The 15703-nt window shown below is 42.4% G+C and carries 16 protein-coding genes; 9 read left to right on the forward strand and 7 right to left on the reverse strand.

Annotation, left to right across the window (positions count from 1 at the left end):
• Nucleotides 1–118: 118 nt before the first annotated feature.
• A complete protein-coding gene (locus tag AC0L6H_RS07920) occupies nucleotides 119–742 on the reverse strand; it encodes a tyrosine-type recombinase/integrase (RefSeq protein WP_473393619.1) in 624 nt (207 codons plus the stop codon).
• A gap of 114 nt (nucleotides 743–856) precedes the next feature.
• Between AC0L6H_RS07920 and AC0L6H_RS07925 the strand changes: the two genes are divergently transcribed.
• The 3 genes from AC0L6H_RS07925 to AC0L6H_RS07935 all read left to right on the forward strand — a co-directional run bounded on the left by AC0L6H_RS07925 (nucleotide 857) and on the right by AC0L6H_RS07935 (nucleotide 1902).
• On the forward strand, nucleotides 857–1102 hold the full coding sequence (locus AC0L6H_RS07925; RefSeq protein ID WP_473393620.1) for a ribbon-helix-helix domain-containing protein: 246 nt from the start codon (nucleotides 857–859) through the stop codon (nucleotides 1100–1102).
• Nucleotides 1095–1376, forward strand: coding sequence for a type II toxin-antitoxin system RelE/ParE family toxin (locus tag AC0L6H_RS07930; protein WP_473393621.1), 282 nt, complete (start codon nucleotides 1095–1097; stop codon nucleotides 1374–1376). Before AC0L6H_RS07925 ends, AC0L6H_RS07930 begins: the two co-directional genes overlap by 8 nt.
• 79 nt (nucleotides 1377–1455) lie before the next feature.
• A complete protein-coding gene (locus AC0L6H_RS07935; protein WP_473393622.1) occupies nucleotides 1456–1902 on the forward strand; it encodes an Ig-like domain-containing protein in 447 nt (148 codons plus the stop codon).
• A gap of 275 nt (nucleotides 1903–2177) precedes the next feature.
• Here AC0L6H_RS07935 and AC0L6H_RS07940 read toward each other — a convergent pair whose 3' ends face one another.
• Together AC0L6H_RS07940 and AC0L6H_RS07945 are read right to left on the reverse strand one after the other, a co-directional pair.
• On the reverse strand, nucleotides 2178–2915 hold the full coding sequence (locus AC0L6H_RS07940; RefSeq protein WP_473393623.1) for a PEP-CTERM sorting domain-containing protein: 738 nt from the start codon (nucleotides 2913–2915) through the stop codon (nucleotides 2178–2180).
• Nucleotides 2916–3346: 431 nt separating this feature from the next.
• Nucleotides 3347–4126 carry a hypothetical protein gene (locus AC0L6H_RS07945; protein WP_473393625.1) on the reverse strand — a complete coding sequence of 260 codons (780 nt, stop codon included), beginning with the start codon at nucleotides 4124–4126 and terminating at the stop codon, nucleotides 3347–3349.
• Nucleotides 4127–4523: 397 nt separating this feature from the next.
• Here AC0L6H_RS07945 and AC0L6H_RS07950 point away from each other — a divergent pair, with 397 nt between their 5' ends.
• The 5 genes from AC0L6H_RS07950 to AC0L6H_RS07970 all read left to right on the forward strand — a co-directional run bounded on the left by AC0L6H_RS07950 (nucleotide 4524) and on the right by AC0L6H_RS07970 (nucleotide 10392).
• On the forward strand, nucleotides 4524–5072 hold the full coding sequence (locus AC0L6H_RS07950) for a P-loop NTPase family protein (protein WP_473393626.1): 549 nt from the start codon (nucleotides 4524–4526) through the stop codon (nucleotides 5070–5072).
• 546 nt (nucleotides 5073–5618) lie between these two features.
• Nucleotides 5619–7313 carry a gamma-glutamyltransferase gene (gene ggt, locus AC0L6H_RS07955; protein ID WP_473393627.1) on the forward strand — a complete coding sequence of 565 codons (1695 nt, stop codon included), beginning with the start codon at nucleotides 5619–5621 and terminating at the stop codon, nucleotides 7311–7313.
• Entirely contained in the window at nucleotides 7313–8254 is a 942-nt protein-coding gene (locus tag AC0L6H_RS07960) for a Dyp-type peroxidase (protein ID WP_473393629.1), read from the forward strand. The genes ggt and AC0L6H_RS07960 overlap by 1 nt, the downstream gene beginning before the upstream one ends.
• Nucleotides 8255–8298: 44 nt before the next feature.
• Nucleotides 8299–9027 (forward strand): ATP-binding cassette domain-containing protein, encoded by a 729-nt coding sequence (locus AC0L6H_RS07965; RefSeq protein WP_473393631.1) that lies wholly within the window; start codon nucleotides 8299–8301, stop codon nucleotides 9025–9027.
• Entirely contained in the window at nucleotides 9028–10392 is a 1365-nt protein-coding gene (locus tag AC0L6H_RS07970; RefSeq protein WP_473393632.1) for an ABC transporter permease, read from the forward strand. It abuts the gene before it with no gap.
• Between the two features lie 4 nt (nucleotides 10393–10396).
• Here AC0L6H_RS07970 and AC0L6H_RS07975 read toward each other — a convergent pair whose 3' ends face one another.
• The 3 genes from AC0L6H_RS07975 to AC0L6H_RS07985 form a co-directional block, all read right to left on the reverse strand.
• Nucleotides 10397–11491, reverse strand: coding sequence for an adenylate/guanylate cyclase domain-containing protein (locus AC0L6H_RS07975; protein ID WP_473393634.1), 1095 nt, complete (start codon nucleotides 11489–11491; stop codon nucleotides 10397–10399).
• On the reverse strand, nucleotides 11492–12778 hold the full coding sequence (gene hemL, locus AC0L6H_RS07980) for a glutamate-1-semialdehyde 2,1-aminomutase (protein ID WP_473393635.1): 1287 nt from the start codon (nucleotides 12776–12778) through the stop codon (nucleotides 11492–11494).
• A gap of 86 nt (nucleotides 12779–12864) precedes the next feature.
• On the reverse strand, nucleotides 12865–13881 hold the full coding sequence (locus tag AC0L6H_RS07985; protein ID WP_473393636.1) for an aspartate carbamoyltransferase: 1017 nt from the start codon (nucleotides 13879–13881) through the stop codon (nucleotides 12865–12867).
• Nucleotides 13882–14019: 138 nt separating this feature from the next.
• Here AC0L6H_RS07985 and AC0L6H_RS07990 point away from each other — a divergent pair, with 138 nt between their 5' ends.
• Nucleotides 14020–14922 carry a DMT family transporter gene (locus AC0L6H_RS07990; RefSeq protein ID WP_473393638.1) on the forward strand — a complete coding sequence of 301 codons (903 nt, stop codon included), beginning with the start codon at nucleotides 14020–14022 and terminating at the stop codon, nucleotides 14920–14922.
• On the opposite strand, the gene AC0L6H_RS07995 is transcribed toward AC0L6H_RS07990, so the two are convergent.
• The gene (locus AC0L6H_RS07995) at nucleotides 14919–15593 is read right to left on the reverse strand and encodes a TetR/AcrR family transcriptional regulator (protein WP_473393639.1); all 675 of its coding nucleotides are present in this window, start codon (nucleotides 15591–15593) and stop codon (nucleotides 14919–14921) included. The genes AC0L6H_RS07990 and AC0L6H_RS07995 overlap by 4 nt on opposite strands.
• Nucleotides 15594–15703: the final 110 nt, after the last annotated feature.

A 15703-nucleotide genomic window follows, 5' to 3' on the forward strand; every position in this document is an offset into this window, starting at 1 on the left:
GCTTAAGAATACGAACATTTGTTTTGAGCTTGTTACTTTTACTACAATGCTGTTTAGACTAACTTCTTGACGGGCAAGTGCCATCCCAAAACCGGCCGTTGGCGGTCAACTGCAAAAATCAAATATCGATGCTTTCTGATATCTCTAATGCATCATCTACTTCAATGCCCAGATATCGAACTGTACTCTCTAATTTCGAGTGACTGAGGAGCAATTGACAAGCTCTTATGTTTTTAGTCTTTTTGTAAATCAAAGAAGGTTTGGTTCGCCGCATTGTATGAGTGCCATAGTGCGTCCCTTCTAATCCAATTGAGTTTATCCAGCCATCTACAATTCTGCTATATTGACTAGTAGACAGATGCGGTGAATCCTTGATACGAGATTTGAAAAGATAGTCGGAAGTATCAAGCGCATCTTTTTGAATCAATGCCTTTATTGCTGCTCGAGTCTGCTCAGTAATTTCAAATTGAACAGGCCTGCCAGTTTTTTGCTGAATTATCTTGGCTCGCGACTGAATATTCATTCCTAGCGCAATATCTCTGACACGCAACGACACTAAATCACAACCTCGGAGTTTGCTATCAAGGCCAAGACTAAATAATGCTAAGTCTCTTATGTTTCCTGAAATTTCTAACCTGATTCGAATTGCCCATATTTGTTTTTGTTTCAAAGCTAATTTTTGGCCAACTAGTTTTCCCTTATTCCAAGGCTCTTTTTTCTTATAAACGGCAAGTGGGTACATAATTATTCTCCAGAATTAAGTCTAACCGTAGACGTTGAGAATCTTATTGCAATACAAATGCTACTTATAATACTATTAAATACTACCAATGAAGCTATTAAGTGAATTATGAGCATGATTAAGAAGAGCATCACTGTTACTGATAAACAAAATGAGTGGATGCAAAGTCAGTTAAAAAACGGCGAATACGCTAGTGATAGCGAATTACTGAGAGATTTAATACGCAAAGAGCAACGTCGAAACGAAGACATTAGTGTCATCAGAGAGGCGCTAATTGTGGGTGAGCAAAGTGGCTATTCCACCAAATCCGCTGAACAAATTTTGCAGGAGTTTAAAGAAAAGCGCCGCATAAATGTCTAATTATAGGCTAACACTTGCCGCAGAAATGGACCTCGCTGACATTTTAGAATACGGCGAAGCACATTTTGGGACTAGTGTGGCACTTGAGTTTTATGAAGGTTTGCTCAGTGTATTCCCTAAAATCGTTAATAACCCTGCTCAATTTTCCCGAATTGATGAAGTGCGCAAAGGATACCGCAGAGCAATTTATCAAACGTATTCCATCTACTTCATCGAGCGCGAAAACTTTATAGAGATAACGCGGGTTATACGCAAGTATCCAGTAAAACTATAACTAGACTAGTATAAAATGACAGACAGTGCACATCCAATACCGGACACTCAGCCAGTCGCAAGCTAGGCGCTGTCTGTAGATGACTTCTATACGATTAGGAAAGACACACTACTTGATGTGCCCGTCTCAGGAGGGGGAATTAGTTAACGACATTCAGCAACCTGGTATAACACTCAGCACTATGATACAGACCTATCCAGAACATGGGATTTTATTTCTAAACAATGATGGTGCCTTTACTTACCAACCCGAAGCAGGCTACACGGGACTTGTTCGCTTTAGCTATCGAGCATCAGATGGAATAAGGTCTAGCGACCCAGTAGCCCAAGTATCGATTAATGTGGTGATGAAAGAAGACCTAAATAAGGACGATGGGATTAATATTGGTGATATAAAGCTATTGATGGAATTCGTTACGACACATACTTATGATCCGATAGCAGATCTCAATGTTGATGGCGTTGTCAATATTTTAGACGCAAGGCTACTAGCTCGAAAATGCGGCAATCCAAGATGTGCGTATTAGCCCTTTCGTTCCAGTAAAGGGTCAGGTCGATGTAAGATCCAGATAATAGCCCTTTGTAAATAATACGCCGCTACATTTAGGGCGAGGTGGAACATGCCCTGTATGCGTTAGGTGTACTTTTTGTTCGCACTATTGACAACTTAAAGAACCGGGAGATGCCATCTCACCAGTTTTATAAGTTATTTATGGTGTGCACTAACATGTTTAGCTCTTTTGCGAGTAATACTGTAAATATCAATGTACAAACGCTATTAACCTGAAACTCACTTAATTTATCAATTGGTAAAGCAATTATTTATTTTACGTCTTACAGGGCTAGCGAATAACAGAATCATTGAAGTTAGTAATAGTCCTAAAGTTGATGGCTCAGGCGCATTGTGAGCCTCCAGATCCATCTCAATATGGTAGGAAGTGTATAAGCCACCAGTGGTAGTAATGCCATTGTGTCCCTCAAACTCTCGAAACGTGAATTCATAAGTTAATTCTTCGCCTGGACTGAATATAGACATCAAATCTGGGCTGGTTATAGCCGCATCCCTGATAAGGTTCGAATTATGTGGCGCGCCCGGTGCAAAGTTCCAACCACTGCTAGAACCTAATGTATTGTAGCTACAATTGTTGGTACAGTTAATATCTAAACTAAATTGGGTCGAGGTGCTATCACCGCTAATATTTAGATCAAATATGCTAAATGTCCAAGGTGAGCCAGCAGTACCTGCAGGCCAAAGACTGTTGCCCTTATTTTTAAAGAACATGTCGAAAAATAAATATGTTTCTTCATTAATGCTGCCAAGTGCAATGTCTTTAGTAAAGATGGCACCCCATTTACCAGTAGTCCCGCTTGCTACGCTAAAGCCAGAAGCTCTATTTCCAATGAGTGATAAGGCGGTGTCAGGATCGTCTGCTATAGTTGGAAAACCATTCGCCTGAAGATCATATATGTCTCTATCCCAACCACTTTCTTTCCCTAAATCAACAAAAGCTGCAGTACTAACAGCTGAAAAACTTACCATTCCCGCACACAATAAAAAGTGCCATGTAGAATGAAGAAACAATCTTTTTATACATTTGCATTTAGAAAATATATGCATTGTGTTTATCTCAATTTATTAAATCAACACCTTCATTTTACCCTTTGAGTTATTAGCGTATTTGATATGCATCAAAATTAGTGTGAATAATAGACATGCCAGTTATTTGTGAATTAAGTGGTGGATGTCATTAATTGAAATAGTAAACAAGTGGTGTTATTTCTTTTATGTCTCAGATTTAGTGGGATTCAATTGACAGTTACAACAATTAGTTACAGGCTAGCCTAATCACAAACGAATGAAGACGAGCAGGAATATACTGAGATTTCGTTGATAATGTAATCTCCCCAACTTATACATGTAAATTGTGAGTCGGAGAGAAAACAAGTCTTCATTAACGGTCTAGTCGATCATCACTTTATATAGTGCGCCCGCCTAGTGAAATGAGCAAAAGTTAAAGCCATCAATATGAATGCCAAAGTATTTGGTTGGGGTGTATGTATTGCTGCTCCAGAGGCGTCTGTTATGACCGAGAAGCTGTCTACACTATCGGCAGGAACGGTGACATAAGCAAGTACTGTAGTAGACCCAACCATTGAAGTAGGGGTAACAATGTCATCAAATAAAAATTCGACAACGGGATTGAATAGCCAATCTGGTACATCGACTATTCCAGCGCCAAAGCCTTCATCTATCGCCAAGGTTTCACCGCCAGAGGGTGCAAAACCTGAAAGGTGAAAAAATGCTGAGGCAAAACCTGCTTCAACAGTCGCTTCTGATGCTGGCCCCTGCGCTAGCGAAACATCCCAATCGTAAGTAAATTCAAATACAGCAGTTGATGATGACGTAAGATCCGGATTTTCTAGTATGACAAGAAAAGAATTCAACGATGCGGCGGTACTCGCGCCGGATGGAGAACCTGCAGAACCTGAGACATCAGAGTCTTGTAGTAAAGGAGAGCCGGTAAAAGTAACAGGGTCACTTTGAAAATCTGCATCAATTGATGCGATACCTGAGCCGATTGCATCGGAAAAAGGCCCTTCGAGACCACTCAGAGCGGTGATAAACATGCCACCGTCAGATACTAATTTGAATTCTGAACTGGCGTTAGCGTCAAAAATCACAGTGCCACTTGCAGTATAGCTAACGTTTAATAGTGCTAAAAGTGTGAATATTATTTGTATTTTTCTCATAACTACTCTCCTGAGCGTAATACTCAATTGAGTCACAACATGGTTTGTGTTCAACCAACCCAATTGAGTGGCTAATACTGGCTAGTAATTACGTATACATGGCGATACAGCAGGGCCGTCGGATCAGACGATTAATACTAATCAGTTAATTACTTATAAACAAAATCATGCATTAACCAAGCCATTCTAAAAATACCATTATTTTCAATAGCATAATATTCTGCTTAAATAAACGAATGTATATGTGTAAAGAAAGCTGACACAAAAAGATGGATATTTGCCTATTTTGACGGGTAAGCTGGTACATGATTTGCTAGCGAAATTCTAAGATCAGAAGGGCGAAGGTAATTAAATGAGTACTGTTAAATATGTGTAGAGATTAATCAGAGAGAAATAGATGAGTCGAATAGTTGTTATAGGTTCTAGTTGTAGTGGGAAATCAACTTTCTCTCAAGGTCTAGCTAAGCAATCTAAAGTTGAATACATCGAGTTGGATCAATTGCATTGGTTACCAAATTGGGTAGAGCGACCAGATGAAGAATTTCGTGAGCTAGTTAGAAATGCCACTTCTTGTGATGCTTGGATCGTAGATGGAAATTATTCAATTGCTCGCGATATTTTTTGGCCGCGAGCAACTAAAATTATTTGGTTGAATCACTCTTTTAGTTTAGTGTTATACCGTGCAATTACTCGATCAATAGTAAGAGCCGCTACTAAAAAGAAACTTTTCGCAGGAAATATTGAATCGTTTAAGCAAACCTTTTTTAGTCGTGACTCAATTATTTTATGGGTACTAAAAACATATCATAGTAAACAAAAAAAATACTCCAAACTATTGAAGCAAATAGAATCTAAAGGTGTAGAAGTCATTGAATTTAATAATCAAACTCAAGTGAATGAGTACCTTAAAGTGGCAAAGCACCTGGATAACAAACTAATCAACTAAGAACGCTTGTCTATGCCAATTTCAATAAAAGGAACTGTCAGTGAATAGCATGGCCGTAAAAATAGACGACTTAAAGGATAGTGAAGTAATTGCACTGCTGATATTTCTTAATATAGTTTGATAATTTTGTGCAGGCTTCATCTTGAGTTTTAATTATTCGACTGGCAAGTCCCATCCAGTACCGGTCATAGCCGATACATCCAACACCTTATTTGAAACTTCCCACCGTCATCATCGCGAAGGCGGTGACCTCCAACTATTTAAGAAATGTTTCGATAACAATAGGTTTTATGTTATTGAAATAACTTTTCTTTTTTTGAATTTACTATGCTGTTTGGGAGGTTGCCGCCTGCGCGGCAATGACCTAGGATGTTTGAAGGTTAGAGGTGAAAATCCGTCCGGTTTCTGCCTCTCAAGGGCCGTTCAAAACCTAAAACAATATCAAACTATATTATCGTCGGACACTAAGTTAGTTTTGCCAAATACGCAATAAAACGGTATTTTTGTAGCTATTAAAAATAATAAAAACAAAAAGGTATGCCTTTAATGAAATTACGTCCTTTTTTTATCTCTTTGCTATTGAGCCTGTTGGTGACTAACACCGCATTCTCTTACGATAGAATTACTGGTGAGCCCTTCGCAACGCGCTCTGAAGTGATAGCGCAAAATGGCATGGCGGCAACTAGCCAACCTTTGGCAACTCAGGTTGCACTCGATATCTTAAAGCGCGGCGGTAACGCAATCGATGCCGCGATTGCCGCCAATGCAATGCTCGGATTAGTTGAGCCAACAGGAAGCGGCATTGGCGGTGATTTGTTTGCCATTGTTTGGGATGCTGAAACCAAGCGTTTATATGGTTTAAATGCGTCAGGGCGTTCGCCGCAATCGCTTACTCTTGCGCATTTTCAACAAAATGACATCAAGCAAATTCCAAAATTTGGACCCTTGCCTGTTTCTGTGCCCGGCGCGGTAGATGGCTGGTTTATGTTGAGTGAGCGTTTTGGCAGCTTACCGATGCAGACCTTGCTTGAACCTGCTATCAACTATGCCCGTGAAGGTTTTCCTGTGTCTGAACTCATCGCTTATTATTTTGAAATGAATCAAAAGCGCATTGGCCAATATCCAGGTTTTAGCGAGACTTTTACCATTAACGGTAAAACGCCAGTAAAGGGCCAAATCTTTAAGAATCCAGCGCTTGCTAATACGTATGAAAAAATCGCCACAGGCGGCAGAGATGTTTTTTATAAAGGTGACATTGCTCGAACCATTGGGGCGTTTATGAAAAGCCAAGGCGGTTTTTTGAGTTACCAAGACATGGCTGCGCATTATTCTGATTGGGTTGAACCGGTGTCTAGCAATTATCGTGGCTACGATATATGGGAGTTGCCACCTAATGGACAAGGTATTGCTGCCCTGCAAATTTTAAATATTCTTGAGCTTTATGATATTCAAGGTATGGGACATGATTCGGCAGAATATGTGCACACCTTTGTTGAGGCCAAAAAACTGGCCTTTGCCGACCGTGCTAAGTTTTATGCAGACCCCATGTTTAATCAGATTCCGGTTGACTGGTTAATTTCGAAAGACTATGCAAAAACCCGTCAACAACTTATTTCACTTCAAAAAGCGGCCAAACGTGTTGACGCGGGTAAACACGAAGGGGATACCATTTATTTAACCGTTGCTGATAAAGCCGGCAACATGGTCTCGCTAATTCAGAGTAATTACCGCGGTATGGGCTCAGGCATGATCCCCACGGATTTAGGCTTTGTACTGCAAAATCGCGGTGAAATGTTTGCCTTGCAAAAAGGGCACTACAATCAATACGCACCGGGTAAACGGCCTTTCCATACTATTATTCCGGCCTTTATCACGCGCAACAATAAACCTTTGATGAGTTTTGGTGTGATGGGCGGGGGAACCCAGCCTCAAATGCATGCGCAAATTGTGGTTAACATGATAGATTTTGGGATGAATATTCAAGAAGCTGGAGATGCGCCCCGCATATTGCACACAGGCTCAAGCACACCCATGGGTGAATTAATGATTGACGGCGGTTATGTAAGTTTAGAAAGTGGCTTTAGCCAAAAAACGCGGCGAGAATTGGCTAAAAAGGGCCACGAAATGACCGACAGCCTTGGCGCCTTTGGCGGATATCAGGCAATCATGTACGATGCTGAAAACAAAGTGTACTATGGTGCTTCTGAATCTCGTAAAGATGGTCAAGCAGCAGGTTATTAATGAGCCAACCCCAAAAAGGAATTTGCGCAGAACCTAATCTACACGCGCTATATTTACTCTTTAATGTTGTAAATGACGACTTAGAGGGCGTTCGGCTCAAACTCGTCAGTCTCCTTGACATATTTGATCAATTTGACGAAGAGCACTACGAAGCCATGGTCTCGGGCGTGATAGGCATAGGCAGTGCTTTTTGGGATGAGTTATATCCTAATGCTCGCCCCAAGCAGCTTGGTCCCTTTCCCGATATGCAATGCGAAGACCGTTGTGCACCAGTGCTGCCGTGCGACCTCTTCATCCAAATCAGGGCTGATCGTTTAGATATTTGCCAAGCAATCGGTATGGAAGTCATGCAAGCCTTAAAACTGCACACTGAGCTTGTTGAGCAAGTGCAAGCATTTCGTTACTTAGATGGACGAAATTGGATGGGCTTTTTAATCGCAGATGAAAATCCCCGTGGGCGCAAGAAATTTAACATCAGTTTGGTCGGAGACGAGGACGAAGCCTTTAGCAATGGCTCCTATATTCATATTCAGCGATATCGTGACGACATGTCTAAATGGAGCCGATTATCAGACCGCTTGCAGCAACAAATCATGGGCAAGACCAAGCAACACAATATGTATGTTGTAGGCTCAGGACTAGATTCTCATGCCTTTCGCACAAAGATTGTGGGGCCTGGTGGCGAGTATCCTATCTTTCTTGATCAAAGCATGCCCTATGGTGATATGAATACGCAGGGTTTATATTTTGTTGCTTGCAGTAATCATCCGCAGGCCTTTAAAAATTTACTGCATAGCCGTATATATGGCGACGACAACGGGCACTATGACAAACTACTCGATTACTCGAGCGCTGAAACAGGCGCTGCTTTTTTTGCGCCGTCTATCGATTTTATCCGTAATAATAGTGTTATTGAAGCGCCAGAACTTGATGAAAGTTAAGGTGGTTTTGTTTATAAAGGCACAATAAACTCCCAGAGGCCAAAATGTCAGTTGCGATTAGTATTGAAAATCTTCGTTTTGCTTATCCGAAGTCGAATGCGCAACAAGACCAAGCCCCCTTAGTACTTGATATCCCCGCATGGCAAATGAATACAGGTGAGCGTGTATTTTTACACGGGCCTTCAGGCAGTGGGAAAAGTACCTTGCTGAATCTGTTAAGTGCAACTTTAAGTCTTTCTGTTAATCCAACTAACAGCGGTGAACTAAAGGTGCTATCGCAGACATTAAACACACTTTCCAATGCGCAAAAAGACAAATTTAGAGCCCAGTCTCTAGGTGTTGTGTTTCAGCAACTTAACCTTATTGCCTACCTTTCTGTTGTTGATAACATCAGACTGGCCAGCGCCTTTTCAAAACAAAAAAACAGTTTTAGTGTAGACAGGGCGAAGCAAGTCCTTACTAACTTAAACCTCCCGGTGAGCATATTAGATAAAAAGGTGCACGATTTAAGCGTAGGCCAGCAGCAACGCATTGCCATTGCGCGAGCGCTTTACCATGAACCTGACTTATTAATTGTTGATGAACCGACTTCTGCGCTAGATGCGCAATCTACCGGTAAATTTATGCAACTGCTTTTAGAGAACACCGCCGCGCTAAATGCTAGTTTGCTTTTTGTTAGCCATGACATGCGATTGGCAGATGATTTTGAGCGCTGCATCGCTTTGGGCGACATTAACAAAGCCTGCGCACATAACGAACAAGAGACTATATAAATGTGGTTCACGCTAGCTTGGCAAAGTTTACTAAATAGAAAGATAACGGCACTGCTGACCTTTTGCACATTGCTTATCAGTATCAGTTTGCTCTTTTCTATTGAACATATAAGAGTACAAACGCAAGACAATTTTAAACGCACCGTGTCGGGTATTGATTTAGTGGTCGCGGCGCGCAGTAGTCAAATAAATGTACTTTTATCGAGCGTGTTTAGAATTGGGGCTAATCCTAACGCGATAAGTTGGGAGACTTATCAGAATATCGCAAATAAGGATAAAGTGATTTGGACCATTCCTTTGGCATTAGGAGACTCGTATAAAGGCTATCCTGTTGTAGGAACATCAGGTGACTACTTTAAATATTACCGCTTTGGCGATAAGCAAGCACTTACTATGTCTTCTGGACGACCTTTCGCAAGTCCTACTGAAGCGGTTATTGGGGCAAACGTAGCAAAAAGCCTCAATCTTAGCGTGGGTCAGTCAATTGTGGTGTCTCATGGCAGTGGGAAAGTGAGCTTTAGTCATCATGATCATCACCTTGTTTTGATAGTCGGCATACTCGCGCCAACAGGTACGCCGGTGGATAAATCTGTGCATGTCCCCCTCATTGCTATTGAAGAAATGCATGCGGCAGTTGCGCCGCCTTCACTTAAATCAAGTTTCAAAAAAACCAAGGATGCAGGACAGGACTTAAATAGTGCTGCTTCAACTGATGCTATTCAACATGAAGAACATAAGCATGACGACCACGACGATCATCAACACAATACTCTACAAACCATTCCTAACATTGCCCCTGGTACCTATGACTTAGTCGGCAAACCCACACAATTGTCAGCGTTTATGCTCAAAGCCGAATCACCTTTTGCAATCCTACTTTTGCAGCGCGATATCAACCAATATCAACCAGAAGCAATATCGGCAATTATGCCGCAGGTCGCGCTCAGCGAATTGTGGCAAACATTAGGCAGTATTGAGTCCTTGTTGCAGCTTATTGCATTGCTGGTACTGGTTGCTTCACTGATTGGTTTGGTCACGATGTTACTAGCATCAATGCATGAACGAAGAAATGAGATATCGGCCTTACGCGCAGTTGGCGCAAGTCCATGGTTTATTGCGAGCCTTATGCAAGCCGAAGCACTCTTTATTTCGGTCTTTGCCATTATTGGTGCATATGCGCTGGTCAGCTTCGCCATCGTTTTTAGCGGGCAATATTTACTCAGTGAATATGGGCTATATGTGTCGGTAAATATTTTCTCACCAGGCATAGCGATGTATGCGCTAATCGTGATGTTACTGACAGTCGTCGTTGCGATTGTGCCGGCTATCGCCGCGTATCGTAAAGCTAAATACTTGTTTCGCTAGGCGCTTACAAACGGATTTTTCCGTCCCATTCTACTTCGTACTGTAGTGCTTCGCATATGTTTATATGATGTTTAAATATTGGGTCGTCGGGGTGCGCTTTTTGCGCTTGGGTAAATAAAGTCAATGCGCCTCTAAAGTCGTGATTATCACGCATGCCTATGGCCTCTTGAAGAAGATTCTTTGTGGCGTTACGTTGGATAATTTCTGCATTGCTTAGGTGTTGATAGATTTCGACAACTTCTATACTCGTACTTTTTCCTTTGAGCACTACTTTATCTATGGTTCTGTTAGCAAATTCTGTTTGTTCGCTGGCTGCAGTGACAAGTTCGCGACTGGCAATGATATCAATATCAAAATAGGTGGTTAGCGTTTCAAGACGCTGGGCTACATTGACGGTATCGCCTAAAACGGTAGTGTCCATGCGATCGTCAGAACCTACCGTGCCCAACACAACCGGCCCAACATTTAGGCCAATGCCATTGCGCACGGGTGCGTAGCCACTTTTTGCGCGGTGATGGTTGTACAATTTGAGCGCTTTTTGTAAGTCCAGCGCAGCCCGCACCGAATCGGCTGCCCTATCGCTAACTAAGCCATTTGGGCGATCAAATAAAGCCATGATGGCATCGCCAATGAACTTGTCGATAAAGCCAAAGTTGTCGTGTATTGGCGCATTCATGCGTTTAAAGTAGGAATTCAAAAAATTCATTAGTTGCTGTGGCGTCATTTCTTCCGATAGGCGAGTAAAGCCGCGGATATCGCAAAACATAATAGCAACTTCATCTTCGTCAGCATAACCTAGTGCTAAGGTGTCGGCACCGCCTTTCGCGAAATGCTCAACAAACTGTTTAGGTACAAACTTTTGAAAGGTTTGATGCAGTCGCTGGGCTTCATCTGCCGTTGCGATCATAGCTGCCGAGACGGCGGCTTCGTGCTCAGCGTTGCCACCTAATTTAAGTAGGTATTCTTCATCGCGGGACATTTGTAAGGCCCGACTATTTTCTAATTGTTCAGTTGTATGCTGTTTTTGCAACCACCATAGCGCTGTGATAAACACAGCGTATAGCGACATTAAAGCGGTTACAATAACAAGAGCAATCATCTATTTGGCGGTAATCCTAGCAAATGCTTTATCGGCAGCAGTTAAGGTGGCATCTATCACATCGCTTGTATGCATTTTCGATACAAAGCCAGCTTCAAATGAGGCTGGAGCCATATAAACACCTTCGTGCAACATATTGTGGTAAAACTGGTTAAACTGCGCTTGGTTTACACTCGTCGCTTGCTGATAATTAACCACTTTTTCATCCGTAAAAAAGATACCAAACATGCTACCTGCTACATTGGTAGAAAGTTGTATACCGTTCTTATCGGCCATTTGCTTAAAACCATCAGCGAGTACTTGTGTATTCTCAAAAATACTGTCGTAAAAGCCCTCAGCTTTTAACTGGGTTAGCGCACAAAGGCCGGCTGCCATGGCGATGGGATTGCCAGACAAAGTGCCTGCCTGATAGATAGGGCCGGTAGGTGCAATATGCGTGAGTATTTCACGTTTACCCCCAAAAGCGCCAACGGGCATACCGCCGCCAATGACTTTACCTAAACAGGTTAGGTCTGGAGTAACATTAAATCGCGCTTGCGCGCCACCTAAAGCAACACGGAAACCGGTCATCACTTCGTCGAATATAAGTACTGCGCCATATTCATCACATATTGACCGTAAGCCTTCTAAAAAGCCCGGTACCGGAGGAATACAGTTCATATTGCCAGCCACTGGCTCAACAATAATACAAGCGATGTCGTCACCGTGCTCAACAAAGGCTTGTTTAACAGAATCAATATTATTGAAATCTACAGTTAGCGTATGTTTTGCAACGTCATCTGGCACGCCGGGTGAACTTGGTACGCCAAAAGTGAGTGCGCCAGAACCTGCTTTTACGAGCAATGAGTCCGCATGGCCATGGTAACAACCTTCAAATTTGAGAAGCTTGTTTCTACCCGTATATCCGCGCGCCAGTCGAATCGCGCTCATGGTGGCTTCGGTACCCGAATTGACCATTCTCACCATTTCCATAGACGGTACTATCGACGAGACTAGCTCAGCCATTTGCACCTCGGCTTCGGTCGGTGCGCCGTAGCTTAAGCCATTTTCAGAGGCTTTGATAACAGCTTCACGAATAGCTGCGTTGTTATGGCCAAGTACCATTGGTCCCCACGAATTTACATAGTCGATGTAGCGATTATCATCTACGTCGTACATGTAAGGTCCATCAGCGCGTGCGATAAATCGAGGTGTACCGCCCACGGCTTTAAAAGCGCGTACGGGTGAATTTACGCCACCTGGAATAGTAAGTTGGGCTCTTTCAAAAAGGATTTCAGATTTAGTCATATATCTATGTTTCTCTTTTGCTGATGAATGTATTTTACGTCGGTATCATGCTTTGATACGACGCTCATAAAATAAAATATAAATGTTTAAAGGCTTGCTTTATTACTATACCAATGCACGCTGCGGTCATAGTCTTGCACGATGTTTTCAACGCCCAGTGTTAGCGCAAAAAGCGCCATTCTGACCAATACACCGTTATCGGTCTGCCGAAATATAGCCAAGTTAGGGTGTACGTTTAAGTCGTTATCAAGTTCATTTGCTTCGGCTCTTGAGTCTCTTGGCAGTGGATGCATAATAACCGTCTGGGATTTAAAATGCTGGGTATAGATTTGCTGGTTGAGCCTAAACTTGCCTCGAAATTGATTGGCTTGCTCTTGGGTGGCAAAACGCTCTTCTTGAATGCGAGTTTGATAACAGATATCGGCTTCGACCAAACCTTCAAGTTTTTCGGTAATGGTAAGGACGTGTCCAGCAGATTCAATGACGTCGCAAACCTTAGTGGGCATGCTTAAGTCTTTCGGTGAGATAAGGGTGAATTTCACGTTTTTGAATAGGCTTAGCATGGTTGCTAAAGAATGCACTGTGCGGCCAAACTTTAAATCGCCGATCATGGCGATATGTAAACCATCGATACCATGCCCAAATGATGCGCGCTCTTTGGCAATGGTATATAAATCAAGCAGGGCTTGGGTTGGATGTTCGTTTGCACCATCACCACCGTTTATGACCGGTACGCGGCTGCCGTTGGCAAATTCAGCAACTGAGCCTGAAACAGGATGACGCATGGCAATAATATCGCTGTAACCGCTAAGTACTCGCGCTGTGTCATACAGTGACTCACCTTTGGCTAAGGCAGAATTACTCATGCCGGTGGTTTCACGTACTTCGCCGCCTAATAAGTTGAAAGCCGTCCCAAAGCTCACCCGGGTACGCGTGCTTGGCTCAAAAAATAAGTTGCCCAAAATAGCGCCATCAAGCACCTTAGTGCGCTTTTGACGTATTGCATAGGGCCGCATTTTATCGGCAATGGCGAAAACTTGTTCTACTGCGCTGCGATCAAATTGATGCACGCTGAGTATATGTTCCCCAGTAAAAGATTTCATGTTAGCTTACCCATATTATACTATTGAAAAATGACGCTTGCTTAGCTTTATAACCCACCCGCTAGTGTATCAAGTTTTGGCTCCCCAGGCTTATTTTAATCCAATAAGATTGCCATTTAGGTGTAGTAAACAATTAACATGAAATCAGCACGTCTTAAAACCTTCTTTAGCACCCTTCTGGCACTCATGGCATTTGCAGGCAATTCTGTTCTATGCAGGTTGGCTTTAGGCGATGAGGAAATTGATGCCACTAGCTTTACGATTGTACGTTTGTTGTCTGGAGCAATAGCATTTGTGCTTATTTTTTGGCTTGCAGGACGAATCAATCACCAAGTTCCAAGGCAAGCTTTAAGCGCGTTGTTGCAGGTTAATAGACAAAAGTGGATAAGTGCACTTATGCTTTTTGTGTATGCCGCTGGCTTTTCTTTTGCCTACATAGAACTCGATACAGGCGTAGGCGCACTGGTTTTGTTTGGTATTGTGCAATTGAGTATGATTAGCGTTAGCTTGTATCAAAATGACAAATTACCTTGGTTCCATTTATTGGGCATTGCGTTGGCATTTATCGGCCTTTGCTATTTGATTTTTTCGCAAAGCAGTGTTGACCAAGCTGGTCTATCGCTTAGTGGTTTTGTGTTTATGATTATTGCGGGAATTGCGTGGGGCGCATATACCTTGTTTGGTAGGAGCTCAACATCTCCATTTATCGACACCGGCGTTAACTTTGTACTGAGTGTCATTTTTTGCCTGCCATTGCTTGCGATTTATCTATTTATGCCTTTTGTTTTATCTAACGAAGGGTTTTTTCTCGCTATTTCGTCGGGAATTGTGACATCTGCATTCGGTTATAGTATTTGGTATATCGCCTTGCCTGGTTTGAGTCGCGTGCAGGCGGGCGTGGTTCAACTCTTGGTGCCTATCATTGCCGCATTCGGTGGTGTAATTTGGGTCGGTGAAGAAATTAGCGGCGCACTTGTGCTCTCGCAAATTATGGTGTTGGGCGGCATTGCATTGGTCATGAAAAAACCGAAGCCAGATTAAATCAGTGCCTTTTTCATTAGCTGTAAAATTGCGATGGTCTTGTTAGCAACCATTTCGGCAAGCTGCTTTTGTTTTGCCTCGCATAAGTCGTAAGGCAGGTGCAAAATGCCGCGCATATGAAAATCACTCTTTAATAAGTTAAAAAAGTCTAGTGACAATTCTTTCGCTTGTACTTGATTAAGGGCACTTTCAGGGTGTTTTTGCAGTAGTTGGCTAACAAGATTAATACTATGTAAGGGGCCTGCATCGTAAAAGAGTTGCGCTACTCTAGAGTCATGCTTTGACTCCCCAATCACGACCTTGTACATAGAAATTACGTTATCGTCATTTAATAATTGAATAAAAGATAAACCAATGTTTTGCAGTATCTCTAACAAGGGTTGGGTGTCTATGCAAATACTTGCCTCATCCACCTGATACATTTTGCACTTATTTTCGATTACCGCGTTAAACAAAGCTTCTTTGTTTTTAAAATGTGAATAAACCGTTTGTTTTGACACGCCACTTTCTTTTGCAACCGCGTCCATAGAGGTGTTGTTGTAACCCAACGACAATATTAGTTCGCTCGCGTAACGCATTATTTGCTCGCGTTTTGCCAAGCTTTTAGGGCGCCCTGGGGCGCGTTGTTGGTCTGCTTTTTGCTGACTTTTTTGCGTGTGCGGTTGGGTCATGGGCACCTACTGCTAGTTTCCTTTTGGAAACTAAAACAAATTGATTGGCTAACTAGGATTGCGAAAATTTAACATTAATAGACTGTACAGTCTAGTTTATTTATTCTACT

It is taken from the genome of Glaciecola sp. G7-5 (assembly GCF_055808975.1).